Annotated in this window: 21 protein-coding genes; 9 read left to right on the top strand and 12 right to left on the bottom strand. The window is 69.3% G+C overall.

From position 1 onward, the window contains the following. Positions 1-15 precede the first annotated feature (15 nt). Both AT699_RS25195 and AT699_RS25190 read right to left on the bottom strand, forming a co-directional pair. Complete coding sequence (locus tag AT699_RS25195) at positions 16-1,533, bottom strand: acyl-CoA-binding protein (protein ID WP_006386697.1); 1,518 nt, start codon at positions 1,531-1,533, stop codon at positions 16-18. Then, positions 1,523-2,812, bottom strand: coding sequence for an MASE1 domain-containing protein (locus tag AT699_RS25190; protein ID WP_024070239.1), 1,290 nt, complete (start codon positions 2,810-2,812; stop codon positions 1,523-1,525). The genes AT699_RS25195 and AT699_RS25190 overlap by 11 nt, the downstream gene beginning before the upstream one ends. 246 nt (positions 2,813-3,058) lie before the next feature. Here AT699_RS25190 and AT699_RS25185 point away from each other — a divergent pair, with 246 nt between their 5' ends. Then, entirely contained in the window at positions 3,059-3,769 is a 711-nt protein-coding gene (locus tag AT699_RS25185) for a peptidoglycan DD-metalloendopeptidase family protein (RefSeq protein ID WP_035182616.1), read from the top strand. 146 nt (positions 3,770-3,915) lie between these two features. Here AT699_RS25185 and AT699_RS25180 read toward each other — a convergent pair whose 3' ends face one another. The 3 genes from AT699_RS25180 to AT699_RS25170 form a co-directional block, all read right to left on the bottom strand. Continuing rightward, positions 3,916-4,677, bottom strand: a complete 762-nt coding sequence (locus AT699_RS25180) for an amino acid ABC transporter ATP-binding protein (protein ID WP_024070237.1) — start codon at positions 4,675-4,677, stop codon at positions 3,916-3,918. After that, complete coding sequence (locus AT699_RS25175) at positions 4,674-5,354, bottom strand: amino acid ABC transporter permease (protein ID WP_026384606.1); 681 nt, start codon at positions 5,352-5,354, stop codon at positions 4,674-4,676. The genes AT699_RS25180 and AT699_RS25175 overlap by 4 nt, the downstream gene beginning before the upstream one ends. Positions 5,355-5,435: 81 nt before the next feature. After that, positions 5,436-6,221, bottom strand: coding sequence for an amino acid ABC transporter substrate-binding protein (locus AT699_RS25170; protein ID WP_006386703.1), 786 nt, complete (start codon positions 6,219-6,221; stop codon positions 5,436-5,438). A gap of 192 nt (positions 6,222-6,413) precedes the next feature. On the opposite strand from AT699_RS25170, the gene AT699_RS25165 reads away from it, so the two are divergent. Both AT699_RS25165 and trhA read left to right on the top strand, forming a co-directional pair. After that, complete coding sequence (locus AT699_RS25165) at positions 6,414-7,502, top strand: P1 family peptidase (protein ID WP_172561413.1); 1,089 nt, start codon at positions 6,414-6,416, stop codon at positions 7,500-7,502. Between the two features lie 147 nt (positions 7,503-7,649). Beyond that, positions 7,650-8,273, top strand: a complete 624-nt coding sequence (gene trhA / locus AT699_RS25160) for a PAQR family membrane homeostasis protein TrhA (protein WP_006386705.1) — start codon at positions 7,650-7,652, stop codon at positions 8,271-8,273. Between the two features lie 10 nt (positions 8,274-8,283). On the opposite strand, the gene AT699_RS25155 is transcribed toward trhA, so the two are convergent. Beyond that, the gene (locus AT699_RS25155; RefSeq protein ID WP_006386706.1) at positions 8,284-8,757 is read right to left on the bottom strand and encodes an Lrp/AsnC family transcriptional regulator; all 474 of its coding nucleotides are present in this window, start codon (positions 8,755-8,757) and stop codon (positions 8,284-8,286) included. A gap of 138 nt (positions 8,758-8,895) precedes the next feature. Here AT699_RS25155 and kynU point away from each other — a divergent pair, with 138 nt between their 5' ends. Both kynU and AT699_RS25145 read left to right on the top strand, forming a co-directional pair. Then, a complete protein-coding gene (gene kynU / locus AT699_RS25150) occupies positions 8,896-10,146 on the top strand; it encodes a kynureninase (protein ID WP_024070235.1) in 1,251 nt (416 codons plus the stop codon). A gap of 58 nt (positions 10,147-10,204) precedes the next feature. Continuing rightward, positions 10,205-11,611, top strand: a complete 1,407-nt coding sequence (locus AT699_RS25145) for an amino acid permease (RefSeq protein WP_024070234.1) — start codon at positions 10,205-10,207, stop codon at positions 11,609-11,611. 43 nt (positions 11,612-11,654) lie between these two features. Here AT699_RS25145 and AT699_RS25140 read toward each other — a convergent pair whose 3' ends face one another. Continuing rightward, complete coding sequence (locus AT699_RS25140; RefSeq protein ID WP_024070233.1) at positions 11,655-12,566, bottom strand: LysR family transcriptional regulator; 912 nt, start codon at positions 12,564-12,566, stop codon at positions 11,655-11,657. Positions 12,567-12,667: 101 nt separating this feature from the next. Here AT699_RS25140 and AT699_RS25135 point away from each other — a divergent pair, with 101 nt between their 5' ends. After that, a complete protein-coding gene (locus AT699_RS25135) occupies positions 12,668-13,801 on the top strand; it encodes a threonine synthase (RefSeq protein ID WP_024070232.1) in 1,134 nt (377 codons plus the stop codon). Here the strand turns inward: AT699_RS25135 and AT699_RS25130 are convergent. Then, entirely contained in the window at positions 13,773-14,693 is a 921-nt protein-coding gene (locus AT699_RS25130; RefSeq protein ID WP_024070231.1) for a LysR substrate-binding domain-containing protein, read from the bottom strand. The two genes, AT699_RS25135 and AT699_RS25130, sit on opposite strands and share 29 nt — an antisense overlap. Positions 14,694-14,803: 110 nt before the next feature. Here AT699_RS25130 and AT699_RS25125 point away from each other — a divergent pair, with 110 nt between their 5' ends. Then, entirely contained in the window at positions 14,804-16,114 is a 1,311-nt protein-coding gene (locus AT699_RS25125) for an SLC13 family permease (protein WP_024070230.1), read from the top strand. Here AT699_RS25125 and AT699_RS25120 read toward each other — a convergent pair. The 4 genes from AT699_RS25120 to AT699_RS25105 all read right to left on the bottom strand — a co-directional run bounded on the left by AT699_RS25120 (position 16,086) and on the right by AT699_RS25105 (position 19,024). Beyond that, the gene (locus AT699_RS25120) at positions 16,086-16,508 is read right to left on the bottom strand and encodes a VOC family protein (RefSeq protein ID WP_020926592.1); all 423 of its coding nucleotides are present in this window, start codon (positions 16,506-16,508) and stop codon (positions 16,086-16,088) included. The genes AT699_RS25125 and AT699_RS25120 overlap by 29 nt on opposite strands. A 96-nt stretch (positions 16,509-16,604) precedes the next feature. After that, on the bottom strand, positions 16,605-17,297 hold the full coding sequence (locus AT699_RS25115; protein ID WP_058207637.1) for a helix-turn-helix transcriptional regulator: 693 nt from the start codon (positions 17,295-17,297) through the stop codon (positions 16,605-16,607). Positions 17,298-17,538: 241 nt separating this feature from the next. Next, positions 17,539-18,402 carry a hypothetical protein gene (locus tag AT699_RS25110; RefSeq protein WP_006386715.1) on the bottom strand — a complete coding sequence of 288 codons (864 nt, stop codon included), beginning with the start codon at positions 18,400-18,402 and terminating at the stop codon, positions 17,539-17,541. A 154-nt stretch (positions 18,403-18,556) separates the two neighbouring features. Beyond that, the gene (locus tag AT699_RS25105) at positions 18,557-19,024 is read right to left on the bottom strand and encodes a CopD family protein (protein ID WP_024070228.1); all 468 of its coding nucleotides are present in this window, start codon (positions 19,022-19,024) and stop codon (positions 18,557-18,559) included. Between the two features lie 182 nt (positions 19,025-19,206). Here AT699_RS25105 and AT699_RS25100 point away from each other — a divergent pair, with 182 nt between their 5' ends. Then, the gene (locus tag AT699_RS25100) at positions 19,207-19,716 is read left to right on the top strand and encodes a sigma-70 family RNA polymerase sigma factor (RefSeq protein ID WP_024070227.1); all 510 of its coding nucleotides are present in this window, start codon (positions 19,207-19,209) and stop codon (positions 19,714-19,716) included. After that, positions 19,695-20,696, top strand: coding sequence for a FecR domain-containing protein (locus AT699_RS25095; RefSeq protein WP_024070226.1), 1,002 nt, complete (start codon positions 19,695-19,697; stop codon positions 20,694-20,696). The genes AT699_RS25100 and AT699_RS25095 overlap by 22 nt, the downstream gene beginning before the upstream one ends. The last annotated feature ends 70 nt before the right edge of the window (positions 20,697-20,766 follow it).

Genomic DNA, 20,766 nt, shown 5'->3' with positions numbered 1-20,766 from the left:
TGTTGCCGGCCAGGATCAGGTATCGGGATCCAGGCGCCGGATCAGGGCGATGTAGCGGCGCCGGGCCTGGTCGGCGGGCAGGCCCGCAAGCAGGCGCCAGGTGGCCAGCTCGATCTGCTCGCGCACGGTGGCGTCGGCGGGATCCTGCGCGGGCGCGTCGCCGTGCCGGGCCTGCCGTTCATAGGCGTGCAGGCGGATGGCGACGCTGGTGGAGGGCGCTTGCGGCAGGGCGCGCAGTTCGATCACGGCGGCCTCGAACGCGTCTTCCAGGTCCTGCGCCGCGATCGCCAGCGTGGCCGGATCCATGGCGTCGCCCTCGGGCTCCAGTCCGCTGGCCACGGCCAGCCGTCGCCACAGGGCGTCGTCGGCGGCCGGGTCGGCGGCCTGCGCGCTTACCTTGACGATGCTGTTGTTGCGCAGGCGCAGGGTATGGGTGGCGGCGCCGCGGCCGGTGGTGGCGCCGTCGCGCACCTGGAAGGTCAGCGGCACCGCGATGGCGCGGCCGGCCAGGGCCGGCTGGCCCACGCTGTCGACGGTGAAGGTGTTGCGCGAATAGTCCATCACCCGCGAGAACAGGTCGATCAGGCCGCCACGGCCACGGTATTCGCCGCTCAGGGGATTGTCGCCGCCTTCCTGCCACACGACGTCGTCGGCGAACAGCGGGAACAACGTTTCGTATTCGCCCGACAGCAACGCCTCGCGGTACTGCGCGAGCAGGCGCTCGACCTCGTCGCCGGTCATCGCGGCGGCGCGGCCCGGACGCGCGGTGTCGGGGCGCTTGTCCATGAATTGCAGGATGTCGGCGGCGACGCGGTCGCGGTCGTTGTCCACGCAGATCATGTGGTAGCTGTTGTCCAGCAGCACCATCCGGCTGTCGGCAATGGCGTCATTCAGGAATCGCGCCGAGCGCACCGAGGTCAGCTCGTCCTCGTGCGCATGGATGATCAGGCTGGGGCAGGTGATGGCGTTCAGTCCGCGCTGCACGAAGCGGCGCAGGCGGTCCACCTCGCGGACACAGGCCAGCGGCACCCAGCGGTAATGGAAATTCTCGCCGCGCTCGAACTTGGCCTTGACGATGGATCGCACCAGTTCGTTCTTGATGCCGTAGGGTTCTTCTTCCTCGACGCGCATGCGCGCGGCCAGGCCAGGGATGCGGTAGACCAGCTTGCGCAGGCCGCGATACCAGGGCGTGCTCCAGCCGTCGATGAAGACCGGCGCGGCCAGGCTGACCAGCTTGCCCTTGCGGTGCCCGACGCGCTTGCACAGCTCCACCGCCAGCAGCGCACCCAGGCACATGCCGACCACGTGCAGCGTGTCGTGGCGTTCGGCCACCTCGCGGTACTTGGCGGTGACGGCGTCGATCCAGTCTTCGGCGCGCACCGGCAGCAGGTCCTCGGGAACCGTGCCGTGCCCGGGCAGCGTCAGCGAGTGGGTCTCGATGCCGGCGCGCTTGAGGATCTTGTGCAGCGATCCCAGGTCGTACTGGGTGCCGCCCAAGCCGTGGATGAGCAGGGCTCCGGTGCTAGTGGACATCTGCCTGCTCGATTTCGCCCAGGCGCCACATGCCGGCGACGACGGCCACGCTGCCGTCGAAATCCTCCAGCGGCGAACCGCGGTCGCTGATCACGCGCCAGCCGCCGCCGGCGTGCGCCATGCGGAACAGCAGCGGCGTGCGGTCGTGGGCGCCGGCGCGGCGCGCGGCCCAGTGCAGCGTCAGGCGCGCGCGGTCGTCCGGGTGGGCCAGTGCCAGCAGCGCGTCCAGGTTGGAAATGGCGGCCGCCTGCACGCCCAGGGCGCCCTGCAGGTCGCCGGCCAGTTCGAGCGAGCCGTCGAACGGGTTGTAGCGGTACATCAGCTGATGGCTGCCGGCCAGCGCCAGATCGAAGCGGCCGCGCCAGCGCTCGGCGTTCTCGAGTTCCTGCGCGCGGGCGGCGCGCAGGGTGTTGACCAGCAGGATCAGCAGCGCGGTGACCACCAGGTAGACCTGCGTGGCCAGCAGCACGTGCCAATGGTCGTTGGCTTCCACGAACGGGCCTTCGCCCTGCGCGCTCTGGTACAGCGCCATTAGGGCCAGCGTGATGACAGCCAGGGTGCCGCCCGGCGGACCCCACACCAGCGCGGTCAACACCGCGAATACCAGCGGCAGGTAGGTCAGCTCGAAGGTGACCACGTACGGCAGGTTCTGGATCATGTCGCCGTCGAAGGTCATGAAGGTCGAGGCGATCAGCGCGACGTAGGCGATGGCGCCCAGCACCAGGTCGCGCTTGCGCGGCCCCCCCGAGCGGCGCGGGCGGAAATGGGCCCACACGGTCAGGGCCGGCGCGACGATCAGGATGCCGGCCAGGTAGGCCGCGACCCAGGTGCGCAGCCGCAGCCAGCCATGCGCTTCCTGCGTCAGCCACAGCCAGCCGCCGCCCAGCAGCGCCGACAGGCCCGCGCCCGCCAGCGCGCCGGCCAGCAGCGCGGCGACCAGCCCGAGTCCGCCCTCGCGCGGGGCCAGGCGCTGCACCGTCCAGGCCGCCAGCAGGTTGGACAGGCTGGCGGCGATGGCGAACACCAGCGCGGTGGCGGGTTGGCCGCGCGTGAAGCTGGTCAAGACCAGTTGCGCGCAGAAGAAGGCGGCCAGGAGCAGCGGCCAATTGCGGCGCTGCGTCAGCAGGTAGGCGCCCACCGCCACGCCCGGCGGCAGCCAGACGAAGACCGCGTGGCTGACCGGATCGTTCAGCAGGCGCGAGAAGACCCCGCACAGCAGGTAGGGGATGGCCCACAGCAGGCAGTACAGGTTTCTTCGGGGCGCTCGTGGTGTTGCCATATCGTTCCTTGCAGACGCGGTGATCCATGGCGAGCGCGGGCTCGCGCCAATCAGCGGGGTTATACAACACGGCCCGGCACCGTCCGCGAAAGTTGCCGGGGGCATACCGCCGTTCGAAAATCTTGGTACCCTTGGACGCAGTCGTGTCCCACTCCGTTCCAGGATTCAGTGCTCTCCTTGCCCGCCCAGACCCTGCCAGCCCCCGATTCCATTGCCGTTTCCGGGTTCGCCCGGGCGCGTCCGCCCCTGCGCGATGTCATCCGCTTCGTCCGGCTGGCGCTGCTGGCCGCGTTGCTGGCATTGCTGGCCGCCTGCGGCACCACGACCAAGGTCCAGCCCGGCTATTACCGGGTGCAGTCGGGCGACACGCTGACGCAGATCGCCCGCAAGCAGGGCACCAGCGTATCCAACCTTGCACGCTGGAACAACCTGTCGAACACCAATGCAATCGAGGTGGGGCAGATGCTGCGAGTGGTGCCGCCGGCGGGGCAGGCCAGCACTTCCGCGCCGTCCAAGTCGCGGCCCAAGGCCTCGGGCGGCTCGCGCGCGGGCGCCTCCAGCATGGGCAAGCGGCGCACCGCGCCGCCGGGGGCGATCTCGCTGGTGTGGCCGGCGCAGGGCAAGGTGACCCGCGGCTACGATGGCTCGGGGTCGAACGGCATCGTCATTTCCAACACCACCGGCACGCCGGTGGTGGCCGCGGCCGCCGGCACCGTCGCCTATTCCGGCAGCGGCCTGCGTGGCTACGGGCATCTGGTGATCGTCAAGCATAGCGCCAGCTTCCTCAGCATCTACGCCCACAACAGCAAACTGCTGGTCAAGGAAGGCCAGCGGGTGAGCCAGGGGCAGAAAATCGCCGAAATGGGCAATAGCGACAGCAAGCAGGTAGGACTGTACTTCGAATTGCGCTACGACGGCCAGGCGGTCGACCCGGCCGGTTCTCTGCCTGGGAAGTAGGGCCCCCACGCGGCGCGCGCGTAGCGCGCTTGCTGCCCCCCGAGGGGGCTGCCCGGCCTTCGGGCGGCCGGGCGGCCGGGCGGCTATTTTTTTGTGGCGTTGTTGGTGGGGGGAGGGGACGCGCGCGTTCGATGGGGGGCGCCGCCTCAACCGATCTGGCCGGCTTCTTGCGTCAAGGTCGAGATGAACGTCGCGGTGCGCGGATCGCGCGGTCGGGTGAACAGGTCGCGCGAGGCGCCGGCTTCGACCACGTTGCCGTCGAGCAGGAACACCGCTTCACGCGAAACGCTGGCGGCCAGGCGCAGGTCATGGGTGGCCATCAGCATGGTCATGCCCTCGGCGGCCAGCTGGCGCAGCACGTCCACCACTTCGGCCGCCAGGCCCGGGTCGAGCGCCGAGGTCGGTTCGTCGCACAGCAATACGCGGGGGGCGGGCGCCAGGGCGCGGGCGATCGCCACGCGCTGCTGCTGGCCGCCCGACAGATTGGCGGGCCAGGCCTCGGCCTTGTCCAGCATGTTGACCTTGCGCAGCAGTTCCTCGGCTCGCGCGCGGGCGCGGTCGGCGGGCCATTTCTGCACCGTTACCAGGCCTTCCATCACGTTGCCGATCACGGTCTGGTGCGGGAACAGCTGGAAGTTCTGGAACACCATGCCGGTCTGCATGCGCACCCGCTGCACCTGGTCGCGCGCGAGCTTCAGGCCGGGTTCGAAGTGGACCTGCTCCGGGCCGATCTCGAGCGTGCCGCGATCGGGCACCTCCAGCAGGTTGACACAGCGCAGCAGGGTGCTCTTGCCGCTGCCGGACGGGCCGATCAGCGCGGTGACGCTGCCTTCGGCGATGGCCACGTCGACCTGCTTGAGCACCAGGTTGCCGCCGAAGGATTTCTCGATCTGTTCCAGGCGGATCATCGGTTCTTCTCGGAAAACACCGCGTGCTGGCCGAAGCGCCGTTCCAGGCGCACCTGGGCGGCGGACAGCACCGAGCTGAACACCAGGTAGATCAGCGCGGCCTCGGTGTACAGGATCAGCGGTTCATACGTGACGGCGGCGATGCGCTGGGCCGCCTGGAAGATCTCGGGCACGGTCAGCACGGCGGCCAGCGAGGTGTCCTTGACCAGGGCGATGAAGGAATTGGACAGCGGCGGCACCGCCACCCGCGCGGCCTGCGGCAGCACGGTGCGGCGCAGCGCCTGGCCGCGCGTCATGCTCAATGAATAGGCGGCTTCCCACTGGCCCTTGGAGATGGACTCGATGGCGCCACGGATCACTTCGGAGTTGTAGGCGCCGACGTTCAGCGTGAAGCCGATCAGCGCCGCCGGCAACGGGTCGAGCACCACGCCGACGCTGGGCAGGCCGTAGAAGATCACGAACAGCTGCACCAGCAGCGGCGTGCCGCGGATCAGCCAGACGTAGAAGCGCACCAGCGCCACCAGCGGCGCCGGCCCGAACAGCCGGATCAGCGCCACCACGAAGGCCAGCGCCAGCCCCAGCGCGAACGACATCAATGTCAGCGGGACGGTGAACACCAGCCCGGCGTGCAGCAAGGGCCAGAACGAGTCGGCCATCAACTGCACCCAGGCCGGCACCGCGAGGGTGTCGACCTGGGACAGGATCCAGTCGGGCAGGACGTTGTGCAGCCAGGCGGGGAGCGTCATCGAGGAGGCCGCTTATTGCTGCGCCGACAGGTCCGTGCCGAAGTACTTGACCGAGATGGTCTTGTAGGTGCCGTCGGCCTTGATGTCGGCCAGCGCCTTGTTGATGGCGGCCACCAGTTCGGGGTTGTTCTTGCGCAGCAGCACGCCGGAGTTGCTGAACTCGGCGGCCTTGTCGGTGGCGGCGATTTTGACCTTGGCGTTGGGCTTCTGCTTCTTGAAGTCCAGGAACGACAGGTTGTCGTTGACCGTGGCCTCGACGCGGCCCGAGGTCAGCAGGTCGATGGCTTCGTTAAAGCCCTGCACGGCAACCACTTCCGCGCCGTGGCTCTGCGCCAGCTTGCCGAAGTTGCTGGTGAGCGTGTTGGCGGACTTCCTGCCCTTCAGGTCCGCGAACGACTTGATGGTGGTGTTGTCATCGCGCACGATCAGCACCGCGGCCGACGAGATGTAGGGATCGGAGAAGTCGTACTTGGCGCGGCGTGCGTCGGTGATGCCGACCTGGTTGATGACGGCGTCGTAGCGCTTGGCGTCGAGCCCGGCGATCAGGCCGTCCCACTTGCCTTCGACGAATTCGGCTTTGACGCCCAGGCGCTGGGCGATGGCGCGCCCAATGTCGACGTCAAAACCGGTAAGCTGGCCGGAGGCGTCGTGGAAGGTGAAGGGAGCGTAGGTGCCTTCGGTGCCGATCTTGAACACGCCGGCGGACTTGATCTGGTCCAGCCCCGACTGGGCGTGGGCGGCGGACAGGGCGGCGACCTGGACCAGGCCGGCGATGAACAACGAGCGCAAGAGTTTCATGGCAATGCTCCACGGATGAGAGATCACTGCGAAAGGCCCGCGCCGATCGCGCCGCCTTCCGGTGTAGCCGCACTCTAACAACGCGCCTATTTTTCCACAAAGCATAAGGAATAGTAAAAATATAGCGACAAGTCATATGCGGCATTCGCGCCCCGGGCCGCCCGGCCCGGGGTTGATCCAGGCGGTATCCAGATGGAGACAGGCGTGCAACAACAGTGGAACAGGCGGGCTTTCATGATGGCGGCGGCGGGTGTCGCGGCGTCCGCAAGTGTCATGCCGGCGCAGGGCGCCGGCGGTTTGCGGCGGGTGCCCGGCGGCGGCAGCATCACCGACGTGGCCGGCATCAAGGTCGGGCACTACACCGACACGCGGCGGCCGACCGGCTGCACGGTCATCATCGCCGAAGCGGGCGCCACCGGCGGCGTGGACGTGCGCGGCGCGGCGCCGGGCACGCGCGAGACCGATCTGCTCAACCCCGTCAACATGATCGAAAAAGTGCATGCGGTGATGCTGGCCGGCGGCAGCGCCTTCGGCCTGGAGGCGGCCACCGGCGTCATGCGCTACCTGGAGGAACGCAAGATCGGTTTCGACGTGGGCGTGGCGCACGTGCCGATCGTGCCGGCCGCCATCCTGTTCGACCTGGGCGTGGGCGACGCCTCGGTCCGGCCCGATGCCGCGGCCGGCTACCAGGCCTGCAAGTCGGCCAGCGCCAAGCCGCCGCAGGAGGGCAACGTCGGCGCCGGCGCCGGGGCGACGGTCGGCAAGCTGTACGGCGCCAAGCGCGCCATGAAGGGCGGCCTGGGCAGCGCCTCGCTGACCGTGGCCGGCGTCACGGTGGGCGCGATCGTCGCGGTCAACGCGGTGGGCGACGTGGTCGATCCGGCCACCGGCCACGTGCTGGCCGGCGCCCGCACCGCCGACGGCAAGATGCTGCTGGACACGCGCGCGGCGATCCTGGCCGGCGACCTGCCGACCTCGATGCGCGAGGGCGCGGCCACCACCATCGGGCTGGTGGCCACCGATGCCAGGTTGACCAAGGCGCAGGCGCAGAAGATGGCGCAGACCGCGCACGACGGCCTGGCCCGCACCATCAATCCTATCCACACCATGCTCGACGGCGATACGGTGTTCGCCCTCGGCACGGGCGCGTCCGGCAAGCCCGCCAACATGATGCTGCTCGGCGTGATGGCGGCCGAGGCCATGGCGATCGCGGTGCAGCGCGCCATCCTGGCGGCGCGCGCGCTGGAAGGCTATCCGGCGGCGGTCGACTTCATCGCCTGAGCGTCACCTTCTTCCGGGTAAATGGCGCGCTTGCAAGCAGGAACGCCATTTGCTGCCACCCCATATTCGTGCTGACCCCAAGCTGTCACATGGCTTGGGCAAGATGAAAAGCGTCGGCGTCACGCCTGCGCGCGGGAGAGGGGCAGCATGTACGAAGGAGAGCGCTTGAACGGAGCCACGCACCTGGCCGGCCTGGCCTTGGCGGTGGCTGCATCCGGGGCCCTGATCGCGCGGGCCGCGGAACTGAAAGTGGAGTGGCGCCAGATCGTGGCCTGCGCGGTGTTCGCGGCATCCATGATCGCCGTCTATGCGTCATCGGTGCTGTATCACTGCTCGCGCGGACGCCGCAAGGCGCTGTGGGCCAAGGCCGACCACTGCGCCATCTACCTGCTGATCGCCGGCACCTACACGCCGCTGGCGTTCGTGCCGCCGGAACTGGGCTGGGGCGCCGCCATGGCGGTGGCGATCTGGCTGCTGGCGCTGTACGGCATCGGCCGCGAACTGTGGTGGGCGCGCGGGGCCGCGCCAGCCTTGCCGCTCTATCTGGCGATGGGCTGGCTGGGCGTGATGTGCGCGGCGCCCATCGCCGGCGCGCTGTCGGGCGCCGGGCTGGCCTGGCTGCTGGCCGGGGCCGCGCTCTACACGGTGGGCACGGTGTTCTACGCCAACGACAAGCGCTGGCGCCATGCCCACGGCATCTGGCATCTGTTCGTCATGGGCGGATCGGCCTGCCACTTCGTCACGGTGTTCGGCTTCCTGCGCCACGCCTGACGCGGGGCCGTCAGCGCCACGCCGCCAGCGGCAGCATGCCGCCGCGGTTCTTCACTTTCCGCATGACGATATGCGAACAGAGGTCGCGCACGCCCGCGATCTTGCTGAGCTTGTCTTCCACGAACTGCGAGAAGGCCGCCAGGTTGCGGGTGCGCACCGTCAGGATGTAGTTGGAGGCGCCGGTGACGATGCTGGCCTCGGTGATCTCGTCATACAGGGCGATGCCGGCCAGGAATTCCTCGTGCCAGCCGGGCCGCGACTGATCCAGGGACACGTGCACGATGGCTTCCAGCTCGAACCCCAGCCGCTCGGCGTCCAGCACGGCGCGGTAGCCGCGCACGAAGCCGCCTTCCTCCAGCGCCCGCACCCGCCGCAGGCAGGCCGAGGGCGACAGGGCCACCTGCTCGGCCAAATCCTGGTTGCTGAGCTGGCTGTTCTCCTGCAGGCGGTAGAGAATGCGGTGGTCGATGGCGTCCAATTGCATGGTGCAATCCAATTCGAAAAAATGGTCTACAGCGCAATTTAATGCGAAATCCTAGGGTAAGCCACGCCTCGTTTTGCAAGTATTCGGCTTGGTCGCGCTGATAGTATGTAGCCAGCATATTGCCCGAAGGAGCTGTGAATGAACACCCGCGAAGCCTGCGTCGCCGCCGACCGGCAGGACCCCCTTGCGCCGCTGAAGGCGCGTTTCGACCTGCCGCCCGGCGTGCTCTATATGGATGGCAACTCGCTGGGCGTGATGCCGCGCGCCGCCGCCGCGCGCGCCGCCGAGGTCATCACCCAGGAATGGGGCACTGGCCTGATCCGCAGCTGGAACACCGCCGGCTGGTTCGAACTGCCGTCGCGGCTGGGGGACAAGCTGGCCGGCCTGCTCGGCGCGAAGGCGGGCGAACTGGTCATCACCGACACCACCTCGCTGAACATCTTCAAGGCCCTGGCGGCCAGCCTGCGCATCCAGCAGAAGCGCCAGCCCAAGCGCCGCGTGATCCTGTCCGAACGCGACAACTTTCCCACCGACCTGTACATGATCCAGGGCATGATCGACCTGCTGCAGCAGGGCTACGAGATGCGCCTGATCGACGACGAGCTGCCGCTGGACCGGGCGCTGGACGAGGACGTGGCGGTGGTGCTGCTGTCGCACGTCAACTACCGCAGCGGGCAGATGCACGACATGGCTGCGGTCACGCGCCAGGCGCACGAGCGCGGCGCGCTGGTCATCTGGGACCTGGCGCACGCCGCCGGCGCGGTGCCGGTGGACCTGAACGGCGCCGACGCCGACTACGCCGTGGGCTGCACCTATAAGTACCTGAACGGCGGCCCGGGCTCGCCGGCCTTCATCTGGGTGGCGCCGCGCCACATTCCCGATTTCTGGCAGCCGCTGTCGGGCTGGTGGGGTCACCAGCGTCCGTTCGACATGACGGTCGCCTACGAGCCGGCCGGCGGCATCCGCCGCTACCTGTGCGGCACCCAGCCGATCGTGTCGCTGGCCATGGTCGAATGCGGCCTGGACGTGGCGCGCGAGACCGACATGGCCGAGGTGCGCAGGAAGTCGCTGGCGCTGGGCGACCTGTTCATCGCCCTGGTCGAGGAACGCTGCGCCGGCCATCCGCTGACGCTGGTGACGCCGCGCGACCATGCCCAGCGCGGCAGCCACGTGAGCCTGCGCCACCCGAACGGCTACGAGGTCATGCAGGCGCTGATCGCGCGCGGCCTGATCGGCGACTACCGCGAGCCCGAGGTGCTGCGCTTCGGCCTGACGCCGCTGTACTTCGGCTACGCCGACGTCTGGGACGCGGTCGAGATCCTGAAAGACGTGCTCGACAGCAAGGCCTGGGACAAGCCCGAGTTCAAGCAGCGTTCGGCCGTGACCTGACCTGCCGCGCACCGGCCCAAGCGACATCCAGCAAGAGAGCGCAGTACCGGAGGAGACAATGACACAACAACAAGGATTCGGCAGGATCGCCGAACGCGAGCAGGGGCTCAAGCGCCGCCTGACGTCCGGCCAGATGAGCATGATCGCGATCGGCGGGGCCATCGGCACCGGCCTGTTCCTGGGCAGCAAGTTCGCGATCGGTTTCGCCGGCCCCAGCGTCATCATCAGCTACGCCATCGGCGGGCTGATCACGCTGCTGCTGATGGGCTGCCTGGCCGAGATGACGGTGGCGCATTCCACCTCGGGCTCGTTCGGCGCCTACGCCGAGCACTACATCGGCCCGCTGGCCGGCTTCCTGGTGCGCTATGCGTACTGGTCGTGCGTGGTGCTGGCGGTGGGCACCGAGGTCACCGCGGTGGCCGAGTACATGAAGTTCTGGTTCCCGTCGGTGCCCGGCTGGCAATGGGTCTGCCTGTTCTCGGCGGCGCTGATCTTCATCAACGCCATGAGCGTGAAGGCGTTCGGCACCATCGAGTACTGGTTCTCGACCATCAAGATCAGCGCCATCGTGGCGTTCATCATCCTGGGCGCCTACGTGGTCTGGGGCAGTCCGCAATACGGCGCGGCGCAGTACACGGCGCACGGCGGCTTCTTCCCCAACGGCGTGTGGGGCATGTGGATCGCGGTGGTCATCTCGATCTTCAGCTACCTGAGCGTGGAGATGATCGCGGTGGCGGCGGGCGAGGCCGAGGACCCCGAGCGCGCGGTGAAGAAGGCGTTCCGCGCCACCATCGTGCGGCTGGTGGTGTTCTACCTGCTGACGCTGGCGCTGATCCTGGCCATCGTGCCGTGGGACCAGGCCGGCAAGGGCGGCAGCCCGTTCGTGACGGTGATGGAGGCGGTGCAGGTGCCGTACGCGGCCGGCGTCATCAATTTCATCGTGCTGGTGGCGGCGTTGTCGGCCATGAACAGCCAGCTGTACATCACCACCCGCATGATGTTCAGCCTGTCGCGCGCCGGCCACGCGCCGGCGGCGCTGGGCAAGCTGACGCGCAGCGGCACGCCGCTGAACGCGCTGCTGCTGTCGACCAGCGGCATCGCCATCGCCACCGTGCTGAACGTGCTGTATCCGGAGACCTCGTTCACGCTGATGATGGCGATCTCGATGTTCGGCGCGCTGTTCACGTGGATGATGATCTTCGTCACGCACTACTTCTTCCGCCGCCGCTGGGCGCGCGAGGGTGGCGCGGCGCTGTCGTTCCGCATGCCGGGTTTCCCGCTGCTGACGCTGCTGGGCGCCGGCGCCATGCTGGCGATCCTGGTCACGACCTACTTCACCGGCGTGTTCAAGATGACGCTGGTGTTCGGCGTGCCGTTCCTGTTGGTGCTGGCGGCCCTGTACCTGCTGCTGTTCCGCAAGACCGCGGCGGCGGTGGTGCTGCAAGCGCGCCAGCAGCGCTCCTAGCGATTGCGCCGGCGGACTCGCCCGGTGTTGCCGGCGGCGCGTTTCAAACTGCGCCCGCGTCCGCGCACTGGCGGATCGCCGCCAGCATGGCGCGGGCCCGCGCCGGCAGCGAGCGCGAGGCGTACACGGCGTGCATCTGCGGCGCCACGCCCTGCGCCGAGGTGGCGGTGTAGCCGGGGCATACCCGCAGCAACGTGCCGCGGGCGATCTCCGGCGCCGCCGCCCAGTCCGCCAATCTGGCGATGCCCACACCCTGCAGCGCCAGCGCCATCAGGCCGCTGCCGGTGCTGACCCGCACCGCCGGCTCGGCATGCATGCGCACGATGCGCTTGTCGCGCCGCAGGTGCCAGTCCTTCAGCACGCGCGGCCCGGTGTGCATGATGAGCCGGTGCCGCGCCAGTTCTTCGGGCTCGCGCGGCAGCCCCATGCGCGCCACATAGTCAGGGCTGGCGCACAGCAGCCGAGCATACGGCCACAGGCGCGCGCCCAGCAGCTCGCTCGATGCCGGAAAGCCGCCGCGGATGGCGAAGTCCAGGCCCTCCGCGATGGGGTCGACCCACTTGTCGGTGTAGTTGATGTCCACCGTGACGCCGGGATAGTCCGCCGCGTAGCGCCGCAGCACCGCCGGCAGCAGGGTCACGCCCAGCAGGTCGGGCGCCGAGAAGCGCAGACGGCCCTGATCGCCCGACTGGGTGTCGCGCAGCGCCTCGCGCGCTTCGCTTTCCAGCCGCAGGAGGCCGCGCGCCGACTGGAAGTAGCTTTCGCCCTGCGGCGTCAGCACCACGCTGTTCTTGCTGCGCAGCAGGAGCTGCGCGCCGACCTGGCGTTCCAGCGCCTGCACCGCGCGGGTGACCGCGCTGGGCGAGGCGCCCAGGGCGCGGGCCGCCAGCACGAAGCTCTGGCGTTCCGCGACGGCGCAGAACACCTGGTATTCCCATAGCGCGCCACGTTCCATGGCGGTTCTCCATTGCATTTATCGCAACATGATATTGCAACGCGGAGCGCTCGGGCGGACCTAGACTGCGCCCATCCTCGACTTTCTCCAGGTTGATCGCCATGTCAGATCCCCACTATTTCGATCCCGTCACCGGCGCGCGCCATGCGCTGGATGAGGCCCGCTGGTGTTCCGATGCGCGCGCGCCCTTGATGATCTCGCCGCTGCCGGGCATCTCGCGGGACGACATCGACCGGGGCGAGCGTTCGCTGTGGCGCTACCGCGCCGCGCTGCCGGGCGCCGTGGCGCGGCCGGTGTCGATGGGCGAGGGCGGCACGCCGATGGTCGAGCGCGCCTGGGGCGGCCTGCGGCCGCATTTCAAGCTGGAATGGTTCAACCCGACCTGCAGCTTCAAGGACCGTGGCGCGGCGGTGATGCTGTCGTGGCTGCGCCAGATCGGCATCCGCGCCATCGCCGAGGACAGCTCGGGTAACGGCGGCGCCGCCATCGCCGCCTTTGGCGCGGCGGCGGGCATGGACGTCACCATCTTCGCGCCCGCCTATACCTCGACCGCCAAGGTGGCGCAGATCCGCGCATTCGGCGCCGACGTGCAACTGGTGCAAGGGCCGCGCGAAAACGCCGAGACCGCGGCGATCGAGGCGTCCGCGCGCATCTTCTACGCCAGCCACAACTGGCAGCCGTTCTTCCTGCAGGGCACCAAGTCCATCGCCTATGAGATGTGGGAGGACTTCGGCTTCGAGGCGCCGGACAATGTGGTGATTCCGGCGGGCGCGGGCAGCAATGTGCTGGGCTGCGCCATCGGCTTTGCCGAGCTGCTTGCGGCCGGACAGATCCAACGCCTGCCGCGCCTGTTCGTGGCCCAGCCCCTGAACTGCTCGCCGGTGGACGCCAGCTTCCATGCCGGGGTCGACACGCCGGTGCCGCGCGAGGTGCTGCCGACGGTGGCCGAAGGCACCGCGATCAAGCGGCCGGTGCGGCTGCGCGAGGTGTTGCAGGCGATCCGCGCCAGCGGCGGCCAGACCGTCGCGGTGCCGGAGGCGGACATCGTTGCCGCCGTGCGCAGGCTGGCGGCAATGGGGCTCTACGCCGAGCCCACCAGCGCCACCGCGGCGGCGGCGCTGGATATGCTGCGCGCGCGCGGCGCGATCCGCGAGACCGAGCGCACCGTGGTGCTGCTGACCGGCACCGGCATCAAGGCCACGCAGTTCATGACGGATCTGTATTCGGCGGCGTGATCCGGGCGGCGTCGGCCAGCAGGTGGTCGAGCAGGCGGCGGGCGCGGGCGCTGAGCGTTTCGCGCGCTTGCACGCACAGCAGCAGTTGGCGCGAAGCCCAGGCGTCGGTCAGTGCCACCGACACCACGTCGAGCAGCCGGCACATGCTGTTGGCCGTGGTCTCGGGCACGATGCCGACACCGACGCCGGCCTCGACCAGCCGGCACATGGCGTCGAAGCTGCGCAGCTGCACGCGCAGCTTGATCGGCCCGCCCGCCACCAGCGCCTGGCGCGCCAGGAAGCGTTGCAGCGCGCTGCTGCGGTCGAGGCCGACAAAATCCTCGTCCAGCACGTCGCGGAAGGCGGTTTCGGCGGCGCCCGCCAGCGCATGGCCGGCGGGCACGATCAGCACGAAGCGATCGCAATGGTACGGGTAGGTCTGCAGCGCGCCGGTATCGACGGTGCCGGCAACGATGCCGATGTCGGCCGAGCCATCGGCGATGCACTCGACGATCTCGTCGCTCAGCATCTCCTGCAATTCGACGTTGATGCGCGGGTGCGCCGCCAGGAAACCGCCGAGCGCTTCGGGCAGGAAGGCGGTCAGGGCGTTGGTGTTGGACAGCAGGCGCACCGAGCCGCCGAATTCGCCGGAGAAATCGGCCAGGTCGTCGCGCAGGCGGTCGGCCTGGGCCAGCATCACGCGGGCGTGCGCGGCCAGTTTCAGGCCCGCCGGAGTGGGAATGACGCCCTGGCGGCGGCGTTCCAGCAGCGGCGTGCCGAGAGAGGCTTCGAGGTTGCGGATGCGGGCGCTGGCGGCGGCCAGCGCCAGGTTGGCGCGGGCGGCGCCGTGGGTGATGCTGCCTGCCTGCACCACGTGCAGGAAAAGCGCCAGATCGGTCAGGTCGAAACGCATGGCGGCGAGCCTACGCGAGGCGCGCAGGCTGCCTCTGCGAATGGCGCATTTTCAGCGGCGGACAGGGTCCGTACACTGCGCCGATTCGTGTTTTTTTTGGTGGTTTCTTCATGCATCTGGTCGCCTCCGGTTTTCCGATTCTACCCGCGCTGATCACCGCGATCACGATCGCGTTGTGGGCCTTTTCGCGGCTGCCTGAGTACCTGACGGCGCTGCTGTTCTTCAGCGCCGCGATGATCCTGGCGGTCGCCTCGCGCGATGTGGTGTTTTCGGGGTTCTCGTCGGCGGCGTTCTGGCTGGTGCTGAGCGGCTACGTATTGGGGCTGGCGCTGAAGTACACGGGCCTGGCCGACCGCATGGCGGGCGCGTTGTCGCGGCGCCTGTCGGGTTCATATCCGAAGGTGGTGGCCGGCGTGGTCGCGCTGACGTACCTGCTGGCTTTCGTGATGCCGTCGAACATGGGCCGCATCGCGCTGCTGATGCCGATCGTGCTGGCGTACGCCGACCGGATCGGGCTGGCGGCGGGACGGCGCGGGCGAATCGGGCTGGCGCTGGCGGTGGGCTTCGGCACTTTCCAGCTGTCCACCTCCATCCTGCCGGCCAACGTGCCCAACCTGGTGATGGCCGGCAGCATCGAATCCAGCTACGGCCTGCAGCTGGGCTATCTGCCATACCTGTGGCTGCATGCGCCGGTGCTGGGCATCCTGAAAGGCGCGGTGCTGGTGGCCTGTATTGCGTGGCTGTTCCGCGACACGCCGGAAGCGGCGCCGCCCGCCGCGCCGGCCCTGCCGCTGACGACGGCTGAAAAGCGCCTGGTGGTGTTGTTGGGGTTGACGCTGCTGGGCTGGGTGACCGACGGATGGCATGGCGTGTCGCCGGCCTGGGTCGGGCTGGCTGCGGCCTGCGTGTGCCTGTTGCCCAGGGTGGGGTTCGTCAGCGGCGAGCAGTTCGGCAAGGAAGTGAACTTTCGCACCGCGATCTATGTGGCGGGCATCCTGGGGCTGGCCGCGATGGTGGCGGACAGCGGCCTGGGCGGCATCATCGGCCGCGCCCTGCAGGCCTGGCTGCCGCTGTCGCCCGACGCGCCGATGCAAAGCTTCTTTTCGCTGGTGGGGCTGTCGGCCGCGCTGAACTTCGTGGTCACGGCCAACGGCGTGCCGGCCTTGTACACGCCGCTGGCCGAGACGCTGGCGCAGGCATCGGGCTTTTCGTTGATGACGGTGCTGATGGCGCAGGTGGCCGGCTACGCCACCGTCATCATGCCGTACCAGGCTTCGCCCATCGTGGTGGCGATGGGCATGGGCCAGGTGCCGGCGCGCAGCGGCCTGGCGCTGAGCCTGCTGACCGCGCTGGTGTCGTTCGTGGCGCTGGTGCCGCTGGACTACCTGTGGTTCAGGCTCCTGGGAATGCTGGGATCGTGACCAGTTCCTCCTCGGCGGGCGTGGTGTCGGGCGCCGGGGCGAACACGCGCAGGCGGTGGCCGTCGGGGTCGAGCGCCACGAAGGTGCGGCCGAAGTCCATGTTGGTGGGCGCCTGCAGGATGGGCAGGCCGCGCAGGCTCCAGTCGAGGTGGCGCTGGTCGAGCGCGTCGGCGTCGGGCACGGTGAAGGCCAGTTCGGTGCAGCCGCCGCGGCCGGCCGCGGCCGGTTCGACGGTGTGGCGCGACCACAGGCCCAGCATCAGGCCGGAGTCGAGCGCGAACAGGGCGAAGGTGGGCGAGCTTTCGACGGGCGGGCGGTTCAGCAGCGCGCTGTAGAACGCCGCGCTGGCCTCGGGCTTGTCGACGTAGAAAATGACGAAGTTCTTGGCGGACATGATGCGCTCCTGGTTGGATGAGCGCTCATCTTAGAAAGACATGCTGTCAGATTTTGTCAGCAGTCTTTGGCCGGATGTCGCACCGGCCGCCCCGCGTCAGCAGCCGTTGCACTCGGCCGCATTGATGGCGCGCCACTCCTTGAGCAAGGCATGGCGGCGGCGCGGGTAGCGCTGCCCGGGTTCGAGCGTGGCGATGCGGTCGGTGCGGAAATGGCGGAAGTCCTGGCGCAGTTCGCACCAGGCCATCACGATGCGCACGCTGTCGAAAAAACCCAGGGCGAACGGCCAGATGACGCGCTCGGAGTCGGCGCCCTTGTCGTCGCGGTAGGTGATGGCGATCTTCTGTTCGCAGCGGATCGCCTGGCGGATCTGGGACAGGTCGACCCGGTCGACCACCGCCCAGCTGCTGGGGCCGACCAGCAGCGGAATGGCGTCGAGTTCGTCGCGCAGTTCCCGCGGCAGCACCGCGCTGATCTTGGCCAGCGCGTTGGCGGCGGCCTGGCCCAGGCGCGGGTCGGAACGGCCGGCCACCCAGCGGGTGCCCAGCACCAGGGCCTCGATCTCCTCGGTGCTGAACATCAGCGGCGGCAGCATGAAACCGGGCCGCAGCACGTAGCCGATGCCCGGCTCGCCCTCGATCTCGGCGCCCTGCGCCTGCAACGTCGCGATGTCGCGATACAGGGTGCGCAGGCTCACGCCCAGGTCGGCCGCCAGGCGGTGGCCGCTGACGGGCAGGCGATGGCGCCGCAGGGTCTGCAGCAGGTCCAGGAGTCGTTCGGCGCGGGACATGTAGGCGGGCAAGGGCGGGACGCCGTAATGCTGCCACGGAATGGCAGCAGCCGGAAGCCGCGGCCCTCAATCATCAAGTGGTTTGCGTTCGAGCCGATGCACGGGCGCGAGACCACCTTCGACCGCCTGCTCAGGCCTTGCGCCACCGCCATACCGGTCAGCATGCCGCGCCGTTGCAGGCGTGGCTGCGCGGCCAGGTGCGCGACGTGCTGCGCGAGCGCCTGGCCGCGGATGCTTCCAGCTAGCGGCTGACCGGCTTGCCGCTGGCCACGTCGATGGCCGAGCCGTCTTCCAGGCTGACGCGGTAGATCTCGCGCAGCACGTTGCCGGCAAAGCCGATCTCGACGATGGACACGTCCTTGAAGGTGGTGGCGATGCCGTCGGGCAGCGCGGCGTTGAACTTGTCGGATTCCTGCTTCATGGCGTCGGCCAGGCGGGCGTCGTACGGCGCCATGCTGTAGACCAGCGTGGTGTGCGGATTGTGGGCGCGCACTTCCTTGCCGTCCTTCATCACGTTGACGCCGCTCACGCCCATGGTCTTGACCAGGTCGCGGCCGGCCTCGCCCATCTTGGCGTACACCGGGCCGGTCACGCGCGGCAGCGGGCCATCGCGCAGCGGCGCCAGCGCGGCCGTGGCTACCGTGTTGTAGGCCATCATGGCCTCGAAGCCCGCGCCGCTCTTGACCACGCCCAGGTCCAGCCACCACGGATGGCCCGCGCCCTTGGCGGCCTCGGTGGGGTAGAAGCCCTTGAGCGTGACGGCCAGCGGCGCCGGCGGCTTGGGCAGCGCCCGCAGCATGCGCTGAGGCGTGGCGGGGTCGGCGCTGTGGATGTGGACCACCGTGACGTGGGGGATATTGGGCGTTTCCGCCTCGGTCTTCAGGCCCAGCGCGAGCAGGTCCTGCTTGAGCGTGCCGTTGACCTTCGCGTCGAGCACTGCGTTGACTTCCTTGGGCAGGCGGTACACCACGCCATAGGTGGCCTTGTGGTCGCGGAACGCGGGCTGTTCCAGCGCGCTGTTGTCGATGGGGGCGGCGGCCAGGGCGACCGAGAGGGTGGCGAAGGACAGGCCGAGGGCGGCCAGGGGCAGGATGCGCTTGATCATGGATTTTCCTTTTATGTGGGACCCGCGAGAGTCCGAGCCAGTGTGGCCACGCCGGATGTACGGCGTATTGCACCAGTCCAAAGAAATCCGATAGCCGCCGTGGTCTGGCCGATAGCTGCGCGCCACCGAAGCGGCCGGACCGGACCGCGGGGTGTCAGAGCAGGAAAACGGCCGCGATGATCGCCAGTCCCAGCGCCAGGTTGACGCCGACCCAGCGGCGGATGCCGGCCATCGCCTGGCCGCCGCGCGGCCAGTCGGAGGCGGCCACCGCCGCCCGCAGCCGGGGATAGAGCGCGGCGCGGATGTAGGCGTAGATCACGGCCATGATCAATCCGCCGGCGGCCATCACCGTCCAGCCGCGCGGCATGAAGAAGGCGCCGCCCGTCTGCGCGGCCTGGGACGCCTCCTGGCCGATCATCGCCGCGCCGGTGGCCAGGATCAGCACGATCGCGGCCAGCACGGCATTCAGGAACGGGCCGAGCACCGCATGCATCAGTCGCAGCCGTTGTGGCGGCTCCAGCTGCGCGGCCGCCGGCCGCAGGAAACAGTGGGCGAACAGCATGCCGCCCACCCAGAGAATGACGGCCAGCAGGTGGATCAGTTTGAACGCGCTGTAGAGCATCGGGTCGGCCTTGGGCAAGAGGGGGAAGGGACGTCGCGCCAGCGGCGGGGCGGCCGGTCGGGCAAGTCCGTCCCCATCATATCGCCACCCTTGCGCGGGCGGGGTTCTTGACCTGGGTCAGGGTTTTCCATTTAGAATGAGATTGATTTTTATTTGTGATCAAGTGTGTTCGGGAGCCTACCGTGTCCAACCTTGCGCTTGCCTGCGGCGACGCCGTCCACCTGCTTTACCGCGCGCACCACGGATGGCTGCACAACTGGCTGCGGGCCAAGCTGGGCGATTCGTTCGACGCCGCAGACCTGGCGCAGGACACCTTCGTGCGCGTGCTGCGCCACCGGCACGAGCTGGACGCGCTGCGCGAACCCCGCGCCTACCTGACCACCATCGCCAAGCGCCTGGTGCTGAACCTGCACCGGCGCCGCTCGCTCGAACGGGCCTACCTGGACGCGCTGGCCACGCTGCCCGAGGCCCGGGCGCCGTCGCCCGAGCAGCGCCTGCTGGTCCTCGAGACGCTGCAGGAAATCGACGAGATGCTGGCGGGCCTGCCGCTTCCGGCGCGGCAGGTTTTCCTGATGGCGCAGCTCGAAGGCCTCGGCCACGCCGAGATCGCCGCGCGGCTGAACGTGTCGCTGCGCTCGGTGCACCGCTACATCGCCAAGGGGTACGAACAATGCATCATGGCGGTGATGTAAGCGCGCCGTGGGGCGCCGCGGGCGAGCTGCCCGCCGTCGACCGCAAGGTGGCGCGCGAGGCGGCGCGCTGGCTGTTGCGCCTGAGTTCCGAGCGCGCCACCGAGGCCGACGTGCGCGCCTGCGCGCAGTGGCGCGCCAGCAGGGCCGAACACGAACATGCCTGGCAACGGGCGCAGCGCGTCAACCAGCGTCTCGGCCTGGTGCCGTCCTCGTTGGGCATGGCGGCGCTGAACCGGCCCGACCTGGCCGGCCGCCGCGCGGCCCTCAAGACCCTGGCCGCGCTGATCGTGGCCGGCCCCGCCGGCTGGGCCGCGTGGCGCGCCAGCCCGTTCGAGTGGAGCGCCGACTACCGCAGCGCCACGGGCGAGCAGCGCCGGGTCGCGCTGAGCGACGGCTCTTCCATGCACCTGAACACCGCCAGCGCGGTCGACGTGCTGTACGACGCCGACCTGCGGTTGCTGCGTCTGCGCGCCGGCGAGATCGCGGTCCACGCCGTGGAAGAGTCGGGCGCCCATCCGCGCCCGTTCGTGGTGCGCGCCCGGCAGGGCGAGGTGCAGGCGCGGGCGGCGCGCTTCTGCATGCGCCAGGACGGCGCCGCCTGCCGCGTGAGCGTGCAGGAAGGGCGCGTCAACCTGCGGGGCGGCGGCGTGGTCGTGCCGTTGGCGGCCGGCGAGCAGGCATGGCTGCGCGATGACGCGCCCGCGCGCCCCGAGCCGGCCGATCCGCATGCGGCCGACTGGACCCGTGGCGTGCTGCACGTCAACGCCTGGCGCCTGGATGCGTTCGCCGCTGAACTGGGCCGCTACCGGCCGGGCCTGCTGCGGTGCGACCCCGAAGTGGCGGGCCTGCGGCTTTCGGGCGCGTTCCAGTTGCATGACACCGACGCGGTGCTGGCGGCCTTGCCGTCGACGCTGCCGGTGCGGGTGCGCTATCGCAGCGCGTATTGGGTGACGATCGCGCCGCGCGCCGGACAGGCGTGAATCGTCGTTGTTACAAAAAAACCGAGGACACGCTGTCCGGTCCGCGAATGTCGAGGGTCATGGTCAGTAG

Source organism: Achromobacter xylosoxidans (assembly GCF_001457475.1).
GTDB classification, from domain to species: domain Bacteria; phylum Pseudomonadota; class Gammaproteobacteria; order Burkholderiales; family Burkholderiaceae_B; genus Achromobacter; species Achromobacter xylosoxidans.
The sequence above is the reverse complement of the archived record's forward strand: the minus strand, read 5'-3'. Positions and strand labels throughout refer to the sequence as shown.

Coding starts and splice junctions, on each gene's coding strand:
- AT699_RS25180 (WP_024070237.1), bottom strand. CDS start 4,677: ATGATCCGCCTGGAACAGATCGAGAAATCCTTCGGCGGCAACCTGGTG.
- trhA (WP_006386705.1), top strand. CDS start 7,650: ATGTACGAAGGAGAGCGCTTGAACGGAGCCACGCACCTGGCCGGCCTG.
- kynU (WP_024070235.1), top strand. CDS start 8,896: ATGAACACCCGCGAAGCCTGCGTCGCCGCCGACCGGCAGGACCCCCTT.
- AT699_RS25130 (WP_024070231.1), bottom strand. CDS start 14,693: ATGCGTTTCGACCTGACCGATCTGGCGCTTTTCCTGCACGTGGTGCAG.
- AT699_RS25145 (WP_024070234.1), top strand. CDS start 10,205: ATGACACAACAACAAGGATTCGGCAGGATCGCCGAACGCGAGCAGGGG.
- AT699_RS25190 (WP_024070239.1), bottom strand. CDS start 2,812: ATGGCAACACCACGAGCGCCCCGAAGAAACCTGTACTGCCTGCTGTGG.
- AT699_RS25115 (WP_058207637.1), bottom strand. CDS start 17,297: ATGTCCCGCGCCGAACGACTCCTGGACCTGCTGCAGACCCTGCGGCGC.
- AT699_RS25155 (WP_006386706.1), bottom strand. CDS start 8,757: ATGCAATTGGACGCCATCGACCACCGCATTCTCTACCGCCTGCAGGAG.
- AT699_RS25140 (WP_024070233.1), bottom strand. CDS start 12,566: ATGGAACGTGGCGCGCTATGGGAATACCAGGTGTTCTGCGCCGTCGCG.
- AT699_RS25125 (WP_024070230.1), top strand. CDS start 14,804: ATGCATCTGGTCGCCTCCGGTTTTCCGATTCTACCCGCGCTGATCACC.
- AT699_RS25165 (WP_172561413.1), top strand. CDS start 6,414: ATGGAGACAGGCGTGCAACAACAGTGGAACAGGCGGGCTTTCATGATG.
- AT699_RS25195 (WP_006386697.1), bottom strand. CDS start 1,533: ATGTCCACTAGCACCGGAGCCCTGCTCATCCACGGCTTGGGCGGCACC.
- AT699_RS25170 (WP_006386703.1), bottom strand. CDS start 6,221: ATGAAACTCTTGCGCTCGTTGTTCATCGCCGGCCTGGTCCAGGTCGCC.
- AT699_RS25120 (WP_020926592.1), bottom strand. CDS start 16,508: ATGTCCGCCAAGAACTTCGTCATTTTCTACGTCGACAAGCCCGAGGCC.
- AT699_RS25110 (WP_006386715.1), bottom strand. CDS start 18,402: ATGATCAAGCGCATCCTGCCCCTGGCCGCCCTCGGCCTGTCCTTCGCC.
- AT699_RS25135 (WP_024070232.1), top strand. CDS start 12,668: ATGTCAGATCCCCACTATTTCGATCCCGTCACCGGCGCGCGCCATGCG.
- AT699_RS25105 (WP_024070228.1), bottom strand. CDS start 19,024: ATGCTCTACAGCGCGTTCAAACTGATCCACCTGCTGGCCGTCATTCTC.
- AT699_RS25095 (WP_024070226.1), top strand. CDS start 19,695: ATGCATCATGGCGGTGATGTAAGCGCGCCGTGGGGCGCCGCGGGCGAG.